Consider the following 14,267-nt stretch of genomic DNA (forward strand, 5'->3'; position numbering starts at 1 on the left):
ACAGATTGACAAAAAAACCAATAACCTCTTTTTTTAGTGATTATTTTAAAGATTTTGAAAATTATGATGAAGTTTTAAAATCTGATATGAATATTAATCCAACTTGGGAAAAATTATTAACTAATTTTTCTAAGTTAGGTATGGACGATTTGAATAAAAGACAGGACGATTTAGATTGGCTGTTGGCAGAAAACGGAGTAACTTACAACGTGTATAACGATCCTAATGGATTGAACAGACCTTGGAGTTTAAATATAATTCCGTTTGTAATCGACCAAAAAGAATGGAAAACCATAGAAAAAGGCCTGCAACAGAGAGCGCATCTTTTAGATTTGGTTTTAAAGGATATTTACGGCGAAAGAAATCTTATAAAAAACGGAATTGTACCGTATGAAATTATTTTTGCACACAAGGGTTTTTTAAGACCATGTCATCAAATTCAATATAAAACCGCACAACATTTATTAATACATTCTACAGATTTGGCAAGAGGCCCAAATGGCAGAATGTGGGTGGTAAACGACAGAACCGAAGCGCCTTCTGGAATGGGATATTCTTTAGAAAATCGTTTTTCTGTAAGGCAAGTTGTGCCTGATTTTTTTAAAGAAATTAATGTAAAACAACCTTTTAGTTTCTTTAATGATTTTAATGATTTATTAATTAGTGCTGCCCCAACAAACAAAGAAAATCCAACCATTGTTATTCTAACACCTGGGCCTCACAATGAAACGTATTTTGAGCATGCCTATTTGTCATCTTTCTTAGGATATCCTTTGGTAAAAGGAAACGATTTAGTTGTTAGAGATAATAAAGTATGGATTAAAACATTAAAAGGTTTAATACAAGTTGATGTTATTTATAGGCGTGTAGATGATGCCTATTCAGATCCCTTAGAGTTAAAAGGAAATTCTTATTTAGGCGTTGCTGGATTGCTAAATGTAGTTAGGCAACAAAATGTAGCCATCATAAACCCAATAGGAAGTGGGGTTTTAGAAAACCCAGGTTTAATTCCATTTATGAATTCAGTTTGTAAATATTACTTAAAAGAAGATTTAATCTTACCTCAGATTGCTTCTTGGTGGTGTGGACAAGAAAAGGAACTGAAATATGTGTTAGAAAACATTAGAAAATTAGTTGTAAAACCTATAGATAATACCCAAAGAAAACATATTTATTTTTGTGAGTTTTTAAGCAACAAAGAAATTGACGCATTAAAACAAGAAATTTTAGCAAAACCATATCGATATGTAGCCCAAGAAAAGATATCATTTTCTACGGCTCCTAACTTAACAAAAGATAGTTTAGAACCCAGAAAAGTAATGTGTAGAACATTTGCAGTTGCAAAAGGTACATCTTATAGTATAATGCCTGGAGGTTTGGTAAGAGTAGCTGCTGAAAGAGAAGAATTGAGAGTCTCTAATCAAAAAGGAGGCACAAGTAAAGATTTTTGGGTAACAAATTCTGCAAATAAATCTCATAAAAAAAGACAACGTTATCATTGGCATCATTCTAATACAAATACCTTTTCTGGAATTGGAAATTTACCAAGTAACACTGCCGAAAACTTATTTTGGTCTGGTAGATATTTAGCAAGAACCTTGGTTACAGCTAGGTATATTAGAATGGTACTAAATCAGATGACAAATTCTGAATTTAATAAAAGAGAATCTGATACAGAAACGCTGCATATTCTGTATCAATCTATTACTCATCTTACCTCTATTTTTCCTGGTTTTACTGGAGAAAATAAAGAAAAGGCAATTGAAAATCCACTTAAAGAAATTGCAATAGTTTTGTTTGATGAAACTAAAATGGGAAGTTTAGCCCATTCCCTATCCTCATTTAACAACTCATATTACACTTTAAGAAATCTTTGGTCTAAAGACATGTGGAGGGTGTTTGATATGTTGAAAAAAGATTGGAATGATTTTGATAAAAAAGACTATCATAATGTTCAAAAAATTACAAAATTACTAGATACTGTAATTACCAAACTTATTGCCTTTATTGGTTTAATTGAAGAAAGTATTTTGGTAGACCAAGGTTTATTACTCTATTTTATTGGTTTACAAATGGAACAAGCCATTATAACTATTGATAAAACAAGAGCTCTATTAATCATTTCTTATGAAGAAGATGTTGAGTATGAAATTTTAGAATCGTTATTAAACAGCCATGAAAGTTTAAACATTTACAGGTACAGCTTTAAATCTTATTTAAATGTAGAAAATGTAATTAAACTTATTTTATTAGATAATGCTTACTCCAGATCATTAAAGTACCAAATCAATAGAATTCGAAGAGATATTGCCAGGTTACCAAAAAGAAATAATGATACTGCAACAACACCTTTAGAAACAACTATTTTAGAGGCATGCAAGATCATTGAAAATGCAAATGCAAATGCGTTGATACAAGTTGATAACAATGGATTTACAAGAACTCAATTAGAGGTTTTACTGGCCAGTTTAAGTGATTTAATTCATCAAACCTCAATGTCTTTAACAGATATGTATTTCAATCATTCTGACGAACAAATACAGTTAGTTAATCAAAGTTATACCTTTTAATATGATTTTTTCTGTTATTCATAAAACAACATACAATTACGCAAATAATGTAACGTATTGTCATAATTTAGCAATCTTAAAACCCAAAACTTTTGCTGGTCAAGAACTGCTAGAATATGAATTGGTAATAGAACCAAAGCCAACTGTATTAAAAGAAAATATAGACTTTTTTGGAAATACGGTAGCTCATTTTTCTATAGAAAAACAACACAAAAAACTTATAGTAACTGCCAAAAGTAAGGTAAAGCGTTGTTTTGAAAATCAAAAAAATGCATTGATTTCAGAAGCTTGTAAAAGCATTACTTTAGAGCAGGCATTGTTTAAACTAAAGGTGTTGTCTCCAGAAATTATAAATATTAAGCAATATCTATTAGATGCTACTTTTATTAAAAATATTTCAAATCAAATACATCAATATGCAAGTATATCATTTCAAAAAGAACGATCGGTTTTTGATGCTACACACGAATTAATGCAACGTATTTTTGAAGAATTTACATTTGATGCTAACTTTAGTACTGTAGCAACACCAATTGATGAAGTAATGGAAGCAAAAAAAGGGGTTTGCCAAGATTTTGCACAAATTGCCATAGCTTGTTTGCGTTCTGTAGGCTTGCCTGCAAGATATGTAAGTGGCTACATAGAAACCTTTCCACCTCCAGGAAAAGAAAAATTATTTGGTACAGACGCATCTCATGCCTGGTTTTCTGTTTATATTCCAGATTTTGGTTGGATAGACTTTGACCCTACCAATAATCAGATACCAAAAAATCAACATATTGTTGTTGCTTATGGCAGAGATTATTATGACGTACCTCCTTTAAAAGGTGTTATTTATGGTTCTGGAGATAGCACTTTAAATGTTGCTGTAGATATTAGACCTTTTTAAATATAAAAAGGCAATTACGAAGCAATATGATATTTTATATTTTCTTTTGTAATTGTTTTTAAAGCTCCCTTATTTTTAAGTTCGTCCATAATATTGTACAAAGACAAAATCATATTAATGTTTTCTACTTTTTTTAAAATTTGAAAACTTGTTAAGGGTTGCTCTTTAATAACATTTAATACCGATAATTGCTGTTCTGTTAAATTGTTAAGTTTCATAGTTATGGATTTTAATACTACGTAAAATTACAATTTATATAAAATGCGCTTTTAATTATTAGCTAAAAGCAATAATAAGTTATATGTAATGCATTTATCTATAGATTAATGGTTAAAAACCATATACTAACTTTATGATAAATTATACTATATTTTATAAAATTAGGCAGCGTAATGGTATTTGCGATTTTGTTTAACATAGCTTTTTAAAACACCTTTACTACTCAGGTTATCTAAAATATTATATAGAGATAAAATTAAAGATACATTCTCTACTTTTTTTAAAATTTCAAAACTTGTTAGGTGTTCATTTTGTAATGCATTAAGAACAGATTGTTCTATAGCAGTTAGATTATTATGTTTCAAAAGATTTTATTTTTACCAAAAAACAAATGTAACTTTTTTTTTATGAAATTGTTAATTTTTCATTAAATATTATTTTTAGTGTATTTAATTAATCAATACTTTATGAAAATCATAAAAAAAAGAAGATTACTTAGTTTTTACTTTTTTTCTAGAAGTAATAAAATATACACCTGTTAAAAGTATTACTGATGCAATTACAGATTGTAAGGTTAATTTTTCATCTAAAAAATACCATCCCATAAACAGGGCAATAACAGGATTTACATAAGCAGAAGTAGATACTTTTTCTGTGGGTACTACTTTTAATAAGTAATTAAAAGAAGTAAAAGCAATAATTCCTCCAAAAAGAACCAAGAAAAACATAGATAGCTGTACGTTTGAAGTCCATGAGGTAGGCGAAGACCAACTTTCATGAAAAAGAGTACTGATTAATGCCAAGAAAACACCACCAATAACCATTTGATAACCAGTACTTACTAAAAAGTTTTTCGGTAATTTTGCTTTTGATACAAAAATGCTACCATAGCTCCAACTCAAAACACAACTCAACATTACCAAAATACCAATCAAACTGTTTTTAGATGTGGTTAGCTCTTGTTGACTTACCAACAAAATCATTCCTGAAATACCTAAAACAACTCCTAAAATAGATTTGTTTTGCATTGGTTTTCTATCGATAATACGCATCATAATAAGAACATACAAAGGATTTGTAGAAGCAATTAAAGAACCAAAACCGCTATCTACAAATTGCAAAGCCCATACAAACACACTATTGCCATACACCAAAAAGAAAAAAGAAGTAATGCAAATGTTTTTAAACTCTTCTTTTGATATGTTTAATTTAGCTTTGGTAAAATAAGCAATACTCACCATTATACAACCTGCTGTAAAAAACCGAATAGAAGCTAAAAAGAAAGGTGGTAACTCTGTAACCGCTACTTTATTAAAAACATACGTTGAACCCCAAATTACATAAATAGCTATAAACGATAAGATAATGAGTACTTTAGAGTTTTTCAAGTTAGATGTTTTAAAAGTTCAAAAATAGCATTAATATTCGTGCTATTGATTTTTTTAAAACAAAGTTTAGAAATGCTATATTTGAGTTAAAAAATCTAGATTTGGTTTATTAATTATTAAAATAACCACCAATTATAACCTTAAAAAATAGTTAAAAATTGAAGCGTAAATATCCTTTTGATCCGTCTGTAAAACATCATGTTATTGTTGCTTTAGGCTTGTATTTATGGATTTTTATTTTTCTTTACTTTACTGAACCCTTAGATGTTCACGAATTTTATGAAGATGAAAAACTAATTTTTTTATCAGGATATAGTTTTATTGGAGGGTTTTGCTATCTCCTTTTTTTACCTTTTCAATATGTAATTTTTAATAAGAACAATAAAAAATGGACAGTTTTTAGCGAGTTTTTATTCATTTTTACATTTAGCTTTTGTACCATAAGCATTGCTCGATTATATTATTTGTATATTATAATGGCAAATGAAAATAACCCTTATGAATTGTGGTACATGCTACAACGTATTTTTTTACCTGCCATTGCTACTATTTTACCCATTATTATTTTTGGACGTTTTGCTTTTGGAAAATATAAAGACAAACAAATAGAAGCAAAAAAGATAGAAATTAAAGGTGAAGGAAATTATGAAGGCTTACGTTTATTTTTAAATGATATAATTTCCATTCAATCTTCTGACAATTATATTGAGGTTTTTTACGTAAACGGAAAAGAATTGAGCAAAACTTTAATTAGAAACAAGTTGTCTGTTATTGCTAATGAATTTCCTGAATTATTAAGAACTCATCGTTCGTATTTGATAAATCCATATCATTTTTTACAATGGAAAACAGAAAAAAGCAAACTGTTTGTAATTTTATTTCACCACATAGAAGTGCCTGTTTCTAGAACCTACCAAAGTAATGTAAAAAGCCTTCTGAATTCTACCACAGAATAGCTGTATTTCGCCCCAAACACTTGTAAATATTGAGTTTATTGTGATGTGATTTTTACTTTTGTCAAAGAAAGTTTCACCACAAAATTTAGAATTATGAAATTTAAAATTACACTAATTACTGTTTTATTTGTATCAATTTTTAATGGATTTTCACAAAAAGAACCTCAAGAAATTTTAATTGTGGGTACTATGCATACTGTACCTAAAATTGTAAAAAAGAGTTATAAACCCATGTATCGTTTTGCAAAAAACTACAATCCAGAGGCTATTTATGTAGAATCGCCTATGGCTAAAGACAACAAATCTTGGGAATATTTAAAAAATGGATGGTCTAAAGGATATCAAAAATTTTATAAAAAATCTGATTCAATCCAAAACACATTTACATTCAATACTAAGAAATTTGATCTCTTGTCAAAGAAGAATTACGAACACTTAACATCAACAGAAATCGATTATTTGATTAGTGCATACCTATATCAACGAGATCATGGTAATTATCAATTGATCTCTTATTTAAAAAAACACGGAATTAATGGTGCTAAGAAACCAACAAGACATGAAGATGGTGATTTAACTTTTAAATTGGCACTTCAAAAAAACTTAAAAGTAAAAAATATGGACGATCAGCAAACCAATAAACAATATCATATTGCTTGGCGTAAGTGTGTAAAAGAGGGTAGTAAAAATGGTAGTAACGCAGTTGGCTCTAAAATCAATAAAAAACAATACAATGCTGCTAAAATACCGGCTATTTTAAGAAGATTAGGCAAGCATACAAATAAAAGGAAATCATTAAATGAATTGCATACAATGAGTTCTTTTAGTTATGTTACAGAAAATACAAAAGGTTGTTTAGAAGGTAGAAAATATTGGAACGAACGCAATATGAGGATGGCTAAAAATATAGCTACCCAAGTTTTAGCATCAGAAAAAAGAAAAAATATTGTTATTGTTGGGGCTGCACATGTTATTGGTTTAGAGCAAGAATTAAAAACAAACTATCCGAATTTAAAGGTAACTCTAATGAATGAATATTAAACGTTCTATTTTTCTTTTAATTTAAAGAAGCTGTTTTAAAAAGTAGATTTACACGCTATTTTGAGAGAAGTTTAAAAATATATGCATTTAATTATCTAAATAATATTTTCTAATACTATCAAAATAATAAGTTTTACACTTTTAAAACAGTTTCTAAACTTGTTTTATTGTAATTAAACCTTATTATTTTCTAATAAATAATTATCTGAATATACCTTAGTAAAATGAGCTCCGAAAAAAAGAATTAAACTAGAGTAAGAAACCCAAAGCATAATTAAAATTACAGATCCTGCTGCACCATAAGTAGAACCTGGTTCCATTTCTCTAAAGTACCAAGCCATTAAAAATTTACCGATAACAAATAAAATAGCCGTAAGTCCTGCCCCAATTCTAACAGCTTTCCATTGTAAAGTTTTAGAAGGTAGGTATTTAAACATGGCTGCAAAAAGAGCATAAATAAATAATAACGAAATAAAGAAATCAATTACATACATATAATCAAAAAGTGAATCTGGCAAAAAACTTTCTAAACGCCTGCTAAAAGCGCTTATTAGAGAAGTAAGCAAAAAGCTAATCAACAATAAAAAACCGATAATTAAAATAAATCCAAAACTTTTAAGTCTGCTTATTAAAATTTCTATAATTCCTGTTGGTTTAGCTTCTTCACTTACTTTCCAAATTTTATCAAAAGCTGCCTGTAGTTGGTAAAAAACACCTGTAGCACCATAAATTAATGTACCAAAACCTACAACTGTTGTAAAAACAGATACAGATTCATTACCTCTATCTAACATCATCTGCCTAATAGATTCTGCAGTTTGTACACCAACAGCAGCTGTAATTTCTTCTAAAAGCTCTCCTTGTACAATATCTTTACCCCAAATATTACCTACTAAATTCAAAATGATTACCATTAAAGCGGGTAATGATAAAATGGCATAATAAGCCACAATTGCACTAAGTGCAAAAGGCTCGTTATTCAACCAATTTTTACTTGTTTGAAATAGTAATTTTGGAAAATGTATTATTTTAAATTTGTTGTTCAAGTCTGTTATTTTGATTTTTAAAAAGAATATTATACCATATATAAAAGGTGATTTTTTATTTATGCTTCACCCCTAGCAGGATAATTTTCTTTTAAAATATAATCTATTCCATTTAAAATTTCTCTAAATTTTGGCCTACCAAATGGCATAGATTGTACAGACTGCCAATATACTTTTTGTGCAGTATCTATTAAAAATATACCTGGTTCAAAAAATGTGTCAGGTTCAGTATCTTTTATGGCCTTACTTATAAATAATCCCCATTTACGAGCTTCATCTACAGTAAAATTATAGCCAAGAGGTAAATCTTCAATTTCCCATTCTTTATGTGTTTCTTTTGCCAATTCTTTTGTATTGGCACTAATGGCAATAACATTTACACCTCTTTCAGTGAATTTATCGATATTTTTCTGCAACTCTTCTAATTGTTTTTTACACACAGGGCAATGTTTTCCTCTATAAAAAACAATTAGTGTAAAGTTTTTAGGATTTTGTTCACTCAAAATCCAATTGGTATCATTTACTAAACTTATTTCTATTTCTGGTGTTTTTTCTCTTGGTTTTATCATTTTTAGTCTGTTTTAAGTGATATTTTTAGCTAAAGTATTTCTTTATGCTTCTAAAGGTTTGTTCATTTACATTAATCTTTAACGCTTTTAAGAATTTAACTTTTTATAACATTATTTGCTTAAGATTAACTTTTTTTTAGTGATGATTTTCCTTGTAAAGCTTGCTATTATTAGTAATTTTAAGACTTGTATAATCAACTATTTCATCATAACATTACCTATAAAAATGAATAAAGCCATAAGTATAAACCCTGCCACAGAAAAAAAAATAGCGTCTTACGAGAGAATATCTAAAGAAGAAGCAAAAAGAAAAATAAACATCGCTAATAAAACTTATCTAACTTGGAAAAAAACCAGTTTAAAAGAACGATCTGCATTAATGTACAAATTGGCAACTGTATTTGAAGATCATAAAGAAGCCTATGCCCAATTAGCTACACAAGAAATGGGTAAAATTATTAAACAATCTAGAGCAGAAATTGAAAAATGCGCCATGGTTTGTAGGTATTATGCCAAAAATATTGAAACTTTATTAGCCGATGAAATGATAAAAACTGAGGCTTACAAAAGTTATGTTACTTATCAGCCTTTAGGTGTAGTACTCGCTATTATGCCATGGAATTTTCCGTTTTATCAAGTTATACGTTTTGCAGCGCCTGCAATAATAACAGGTAATGTGGGAGTACTAAAACACGCATCCAATGTTCAAGGCTGTGCATTTGCTTTAGAAGACGCTTTTAAAAAAGCTGGCTTTCCAGAAGGTGTATTTACCAATATAAATGTGTCTTCAAGTGAAATAAAAAATAGTATCGAACATAAAAATATTGTTGCTGTAACTTTAACAGGTAGTGCACCTGCAGGACGCAATGTAGCAGAAATTGCTGGAAAAAATTTAAAAAAGACGGTTTTAGAATTAGGTGGCTCTGATGCTTACATTATTTTAGAAGATGTAGATTTAGAAAAAGTAACAGACCTTGCTTTACATGGTAGGTTACAAAATAATGGACAAACTTGTATTGCCGCAAAAAGATTTATTGTTTTGGAAGAAGTTTACGATGATTTCCTAAAACTTCTTACAAAAAAAATGCAAGATGCTAAAATGGGAAATCCAATAGATGAAAACAGTTATTATGGTCCATTAGCAAGGTTAGATTTACGTGACGAACTACATCTACAAGTTAAAAAAACTATTGAAGGAGGTGGTAAATTAATTTTGGGAGGGCAGATACCAAAACAAAAAGGAGCGTATTATCCTGCAACTATTTTAGCTGATGTAACCCCTGGAATGGTTGCTTTTGATGAAGAGTTATTTGGTCCAGTAGCAGCTGTAATAAAAGCTAAAAATGAACAAGAAGCTATAGAATTGGCTAATAATTCAGTGTTTGGCTTAGGTTCTGGAGTTTGTACAAGTGATGTAAATAGAGGTGAAAAAATTGCCCTTCAATTAGAAGCTGGAAATAGTTTTGTAAATAAGTTAGTAGCCTCTGACCCGAGATTACCTTTTGGTGGAATTAAAAACAGCGGTTATGGAAGAGAATTGTCTAGCTTTGGTATTAAAGAATTTGTAAATGCCAAAACAATTTGGATAGATTAACCTAAATTGTTTTGTAGGTTCAAAACACAAGACATAAAAAAGCTTGTATGAAATATCTACAAGCTTTTTTTGTATCAATAAATGTAAAGATATATTTTAACTAGAAATAAGTTGATTTTTTTCAGCATTTTTATAATCTGTATAACCTTCAGGTCCAGGCGTATAAAATGTGTCTTTATTCCAATCTGTAAGTTCTAATTTTTTTTCAAAACGTTCTGCTAAATCAGGATTGGAAATAAATGGTTTTCCAAATGCCACTAAATCTGCATAACCATTTTCAAGTACTTTGTTTCCTAATTCTTGATTAAAACCACCATTAATCATTAAGGTACCATTATATAATGGTCTAAAATGCGCTGCAATGTTTTGAATTGCATATGGTATATCAGAAACGTCTGTAAAAGGCTCAGATAAATGTACATACGCTAAATTATAATTGTTAAGCTTTTTTATAACGTATTCAAAAGTAGGTATGGTTTCATTGTCCATTTTCATACCAAATAATCCATCTAAAGAAGGATTAAATCTTGCCCCTATTTTTTGGTCTGGTAATACTTCCTTAATTGCTTCTAAAACTTCAAAAAAGAAACGTGCTCTGTTTTCTATACTTCCACCATATTCATCTGTTCTTTTATTTGATGATTTGTTAAAAAATTGATGGAATAAATATCCATTTGAAGAATGAATTTCAACACCGTCAAAACCAGAATCCATTGCATTTTTTGCTGCATTCTTAAAATCGTTAACAGTTCTTTTAATATCCTCTTTGGTCATTTCTTTTGGCGTTACTGTTTTCTTTTCTCCATCAAACGTAAAAACCTTTTCGTTAGGATTTATTGCAGATGGAGCTAATGGCAAATTACCATTGTGAAAATCAGGATGAGAAATTCTTCCAACATGCCAAAGCTGAATAAAGATATTTCCTCCATTTTTATGAACTTTTTCTGTAACTTTTTGCCAACCAGCAATTTGCTGATCGCTGTAAATACCAGGTGTATTAATGTATCCAACAGCTTCTTTAGATACTTGAGATCCTTCTGTAATTATCAATCCTGCAGATGCCCTTTGTGCATAGTATAATCCTTGTAAATCTTCTGTGGGATAATTACCCTCGTTATTTGCACGGCTTCTTGTCATAGGTGCCATTACAATTCTGTTTTTGAGTGGTAAATTATCGATGTTATTAAAATTTTGTAATAACGGTTGTTTCTTCATACTATTATTTATTTTGTAATAAGTTTGTTACACATTAAAATTAACTTAATGTATTTATCGTATTTTTTTAAGTTTATTGTTTTCATTAATAAAACGCGAGTTCGAAATAATTTACGTAATTATATTTCATTTAAAAACATAATATAATTGATGTTTGAACAAAATTTAACGAACTAATACACAATATTTTTTAAATAAAACTCACGCTTTTCTAAAATATTACTTTTTCAAAAACCAAAAAATTTAATGCTTTGTTTGTTGATCTTTAATGGTTTTGTGTTCTAGATTAAACTTTTTGTTATCACTAAGTTTACCATCAGGATTTGTTGTTGATTTTTGTCTTTTTTCTCGTTTAAACTTTTTGTTTTCCTTAATTATACTCATTGTTTTAATTTTTAAATTCATTTAAAGTTATAGTATATTTAAAGGCTTCACAGTTAATGAGCTGTTAAAAGAATTTTATAAAAGTTAAATATGATGTATTTTTGAAATGCGTTAAAATTTAATTGATTTAAGAGCATTACATACACTTTTTACGATTAACTTTATACGTTATTTGAAATTAGAAAAGAGCTCAAAGAATCTATCTTAAACAAAATAAAACATCATATTTTTATTAAAGTAATTGCTTTTTTTACACTTATTGAAACCTACTATAAAAACCCCGAAATTGTAACTTCTGATAATTTCATAAAAAAGTAGCCAATTCTTTTGATTGGGTAATAAGAGAAAAAGAAGGTATTTTTGTGATGCGTTTTTACGCCTGACTAAAAGCAAAAATACTACAAAAAGATGTGTATATAGTTACTTTAGATTTGATAAACTCACCTGCGGATTTTGAACTTTAAATGCCGCAAAAAACATAAAAATTAAAAAAGGAAGTAAGAGGTAACTTATAAATTTATAATCGCCAAAAGAAGTAAAACAGTAACTAAATAAAGTAGGAGCTATTGCACTTGCAATTACCAAAAAACTAGCTACTTTACCAGTAATTTCTCCTAAAAATTTTCTGCCATAATATCTTGGCCAAGTTACAGCATTTACCACAGCAAATAAACCACTATACATTCCTAAACCTGCTATTAAAAAATAAATTCCGTTTGAATTTTCTAAAATTAACAGTCCGTATGAAGCTAAAAAACCACTACAAATCATTAGATATAGGTAAATTTTATGTGCAACATAATCACTTAAAATATTAGCAATTGTTGAAACTGTAATGGCTATTAATGAAATGGGTAAGAAAATTGAAATTGCTTCTTCTCTTGTAAATGAATTTGATTCAAAAATTGAAATTACATGAAACGTAAAACCCGTTATTAAAAAACTACTAAAAGCCAAAGCACAACCAAACATCCAAAAAGCCCTTGTTTTTTTTGCTTCTTGTAAGGTGATGTTTTTTTCAACAGATTTATCAATCGATTTCTGCTTTGTATCGCTCTTAATTCCGTCTGGAAGCATCCCAAAATCTTCTGGTTTATTTCTGTAAAACTGTAACACTAAGAAGCTAAAAAGCAACAAACAAAGTGCTAATATTTGCCAGCTAAATTCCCATCCATTATTATCAATTAAATAATTTATAAACATTGGTGAGCTAGAAAATCCTAAAGAAATAGCAATACTACTAACAGAGTTTACCTTGCCTCTATGTTTATCAAACCACATCATAATCATGTTTTTAGAAGACATTGTTAAAACACCTTGGCCACAAAAACGGACTAAAAAAAACAAAAAGCACAATAAAATAAATGGTATTAGCCAAGATTCTGAATGAAACAATTTTTGAATTGTTTTACTAATAATTTCAGAAAATGAAAAAAACACCAATGACAAACTTAAAACAAAAGCAGCAAAAAAGCCTACCATTCTTGCTCCAAATTTATCAAACAATCTCCCTGCTTTGGTTACAAAAAAAGCACTTAATAAAGTGCCTATCATATATGCGTTACTAAACTGATTTCTTGTTAAGCCTAATGCGTCTTTTACAGGGTCTGTAAATACAGAAACTCCTACAGTTTGACCAGGAATACTAAATAACACTCCAATACTTCCAAAAAATAAAACTACATAACCGTAAAAAAACGGAATTTTTTTGGGCTTTATAAACGAATATCTATTTGGATTTTTCAAAAGGAATGACAGTAGTAAAATTTATTTATGTCTGCCTTTTAATTCGGCTTCAATATCTTTTAAAGTAAATCCTTTGGCTTGTAATAACATTAAATAATGGAATAGTAAATCTGCTGACTCGTATAAAAATAACTCATCATTATTATCCATAGCCTCAATAACTGTTTCTACAGCCTCCTCTCCTACTTTTTGTGCTACTTTATTAATCCCTTTTGCAAACAAACTCGCCACATAAGATTTCTTAGTATCCTTATTTTCAACGCGTTCTTTAATCACATCTTCTAAAGTAGAAAAGAAACCAAAATTCGAATTATTTTCTTCGTTCCAACAAGTATCTGATCCTTTATGGCAAGTTGGCCCTTTTGGATTTACCTGAATTAATAAAGTATCATTATCACAATCTAGTTTCATATCCACTAAATTCAACACATTGCCACTTTCTTCACCTTTAGTCCATAACCTGTTTTTAGTTCTAGAAAAAAAAGTTACCAAATTCGTTTCTTTGGTTTTGTTGAATGCTTCTTCATTCATATATGCCAACATCAACACATTTTTTGTCGTTGCATCTTGAATGATGGCAGGTACTAAACCATCGTTATTTTTATTGAAATCTATATTCATAATATTATTTTTCTGTCATTGCGAAGCAA

Annotated in this window: 14 protein-coding genes; 5 read left to right on the forward strand and 9 right to left on the reverse strand. The window is 29.0% G+C overall.

Going from position 1 to position 14,267, the window contains the following annotated elements; translation table 11 throughout:
• Positions 1 to 5 precede the first annotated feature (5 nt).
• Complete coding sequence (locus ACW9UN_RS09015; RefSeq protein WP_459485921.1) at positions 6 to 2,570, forward strand: circularly permuted type 2 ATP-grasp protein; 2,565 nt, start codon at positions 6 to 8, stop codon at positions 2,568 to 2,570.
• Position 2,571: 1 nt separating this feature from the next.
• The gene (locus ACW9UN_RS09020) at positions 2,572 to 3,459 is read left to right on the forward strand and encodes a transglutaminase family protein (protein ID WP_459485922.1); all 888 of its coding nucleotides are present in this window, start codon (positions 2,572 to 2,574) and stop codon (positions 3,457 to 3,459) included.
• Positions 3,460 to 3,473: 14 nt separating this feature from the next.
• On the opposite strand, the gene ACW9UN_RS09025 is transcribed toward ACW9UN_RS09020, so the two are convergent.
• The 3 genes from ACW9UN_RS09025 to ACW9UN_RS09035 all read right to left on the reverse strand — a co-directional run bounded on the left by ACW9UN_RS09025 (position 3,474) and on the right by ACW9UN_RS09035 (position 5,066).
• Positions 3,474 to 3,677, reverse strand: coding sequence for a hypothetical protein (locus tag ACW9UN_RS09025; RefSeq protein WP_459485923.1), 204 nt, complete (start codon positions 3,675 to 3,677; stop codon positions 3,474 to 3,476).
• A 162-nt stretch (positions 3,678 to 3,839) separates the two neighbouring features.
• Positions 3,840 to 4,043 carry a hypothetical protein gene (locus tag ACW9UN_RS09030; RefSeq protein ID WP_459485924.1) on the reverse strand — a complete coding sequence of 68 codons (204 nt, stop codon included), beginning with the start codon at positions 4,041 to 4,043 and terminating at the stop codon, positions 3,840 to 3,842.
• Positions 4,044 to 4,169: 126 nt separating this feature from the next.
• Positions 4,170 to 5,066 (reverse strand): DMT family transporter, encoded by an 897-nt coding sequence (locus tag ACW9UN_RS09035; protein ID WP_459485925.1) that lies wholly within the window; start codon positions 5,064 to 5,066, stop codon positions 4,170 to 4,172.
• Between the two features lie 158 nt (positions 5,067 to 5,224).
• Here ACW9UN_RS09035 and ACW9UN_RS09040 point away from each other — a divergent pair, with 158 nt between their 5' ends.
• Together ACW9UN_RS09040 and ACW9UN_RS09045 are read left to right on the forward strand one after the other, a co-directional pair.
• Positions 5,225 to 6,022, forward strand: a complete 798-nt coding sequence (locus ACW9UN_RS09040) for a LytTR family DNA-binding domain-containing protein (RefSeq protein WP_459485927.1) — start codon at positions 5,225 to 5,227, stop codon at positions 6,020 to 6,022.
• A gap of 93 nt (positions 6,023 to 6,115) precedes the next feature.
• Positions 6,116 to 7,063 carry a DUF5694 domain-containing protein gene (locus tag ACW9UN_RS09045; RefSeq protein ID WP_459485928.1) on the forward strand — a complete coding sequence of 316 codons (948 nt, stop codon included), beginning with the start codon at positions 6,116 to 6,118 and terminating at the stop codon, positions 7,061 to 7,063.
• Positions 7,064 to 7,236: 173 nt separating this feature from the next.
• Here the strand turns inward: ACW9UN_RS09045 and ACW9UN_RS09050 are convergent, their stop codons facing one another.
• On the reverse strand, positions 7,237 to 8,109 hold the full coding sequence (locus tag ACW9UN_RS09050; RefSeq protein WP_459485929.1) for a YihY/virulence factor BrkB family protein: 873 nt from the start codon (positions 8,107 to 8,109) through the stop codon (positions 7,237 to 7,239).
• A 59-nt stretch (positions 8,110 to 8,168) separates the two neighbouring features.
• A complete protein-coding gene (locus ACW9UN_RS09055) occupies positions 8,169 to 8,678 on the reverse strand; it encodes a peroxiredoxin-like family protein (RefSeq protein WP_459485930.1) in 510 nt (169 codons plus the stop codon).
• 226 nt (positions 8,679 to 8,904) lie between these two features.
• Between ACW9UN_RS09055 and ACW9UN_RS09060 the strand changes: the two genes are divergently transcribed.
• Entirely contained in the window at positions 8,905 to 10,272 is a 1,368-nt protein-coding gene (locus ACW9UN_RS09060) for an NAD-dependent succinate-semialdehyde dehydrogenase (protein ID WP_459485931.1), read from the forward strand.
• Between the two features lie 96 nt (positions 10,273 to 10,368).
• Here ACW9UN_RS09060 and ACW9UN_RS09065 read toward each other — a convergent pair whose 3' ends face one another.
• From ACW9UN_RS09065 to hisIE, 4 genes are all read right to left on the reverse strand, one after another.
• Positions 10,369 to 11,487, reverse strand: a complete 1,119-nt coding sequence (locus ACW9UN_RS09065; protein ID WP_459485932.1) for an alkene reductase — start codon at positions 11,485 to 11,487, stop codon at positions 10,369 to 10,371.
• 243 nt (positions 11,488 to 11,730) lie between these two features.
• A complete protein-coding gene (locus tag ACW9UN_RS09070) occupies positions 11,731 to 11,871 on the reverse strand; it encodes a hypothetical protein (RefSeq protein WP_459485934.1) in 141 nt (46 codons plus the stop codon).
• A gap of 420 nt (positions 11,872 to 12,291) precedes the next feature.
• Positions 12,292 to 13,617: an MFS transporter gene (locus ACW9UN_RS09075; RefSeq protein ID WP_459485935.1), complete on the reverse strand. Its 1,326-nt coding sequence runs from the start codon at positions 13,615 to 13,617 to the stop codon at positions 12,292 to 12,294.
• A 21-nt stretch (positions 13,618 to 13,638) separates the two neighbouring features.
• Positions 13,639 to 14,238, reverse strand: a complete 600-nt coding sequence (gene hisIE, locus ACW9UN_RS09080; RefSeq protein ID WP_459485936.1) for a bifunctional phosphoribosyl-AMP cyclohydrolase/phosphoribosyl-ATP diphosphatase HisIE — start codon at positions 14,236 to 14,238, stop codon at positions 13,639 to 13,641.
• Positions 14,239 to 14,267 lie beyond the last annotated feature (29 nt).

Source organism: Polaribacter litoreus, from assembly GCF_054584775.1.

Coding starts and splice junctions, on each gene's coding strand:
- ACW9UN_RS09020 (WP_459485922.1), top strand. CDS start 2,572: ATGATTTTTTCTGTTATTCATAAAACAACATACAATTACGCAAATAAT.
- ACW9UN_RS09025 (WP_459485923.1), bottom strand. CDS start 3,677: ATGAAACTTAACAATTTAACAGAACAGCAATTATCGGTATTAAATGTT.
- ACW9UN_RS09045 (WP_459485928.1), top strand. CDS start 6,116: ATGAAATTTAAAATTACACTAATTACTGTTTTATTTGTATCAATTTTT.
- ACW9UN_RS09055 (WP_459485930.1), bottom strand. CDS start 8,678: ATGATAAAACCAAGAGAAAAAACACCAGAAATAGAAATAAGTTTAGTA.
- ACW9UN_RS09060 (WP_459485931.1), top strand. CDS start 8,905: ATGAATAAAGCCATAAGTATAAACCCTGCCACAGAAAAAAAAATAGCG.
- ACW9UN_RS09065 (WP_459485932.1), bottom strand. CDS start 11,487: ATGAAGAAACAACCGTTATTACAAAATTTTAATAACATCGATAATTTA.
- ACW9UN_RS09070 (WP_459485934.1), bottom strand. CDS start 11,871: ATGAGTATAATTAAGGAAAACAAAAAGTTTAAACGAGAAAAAAGACAA.
- hisIE (WP_459485936.1), bottom strand. CDS start 14,238: ATGAATATAGATTTCAATAAAAATAACGATGGTTTAGTACCTGCCATC.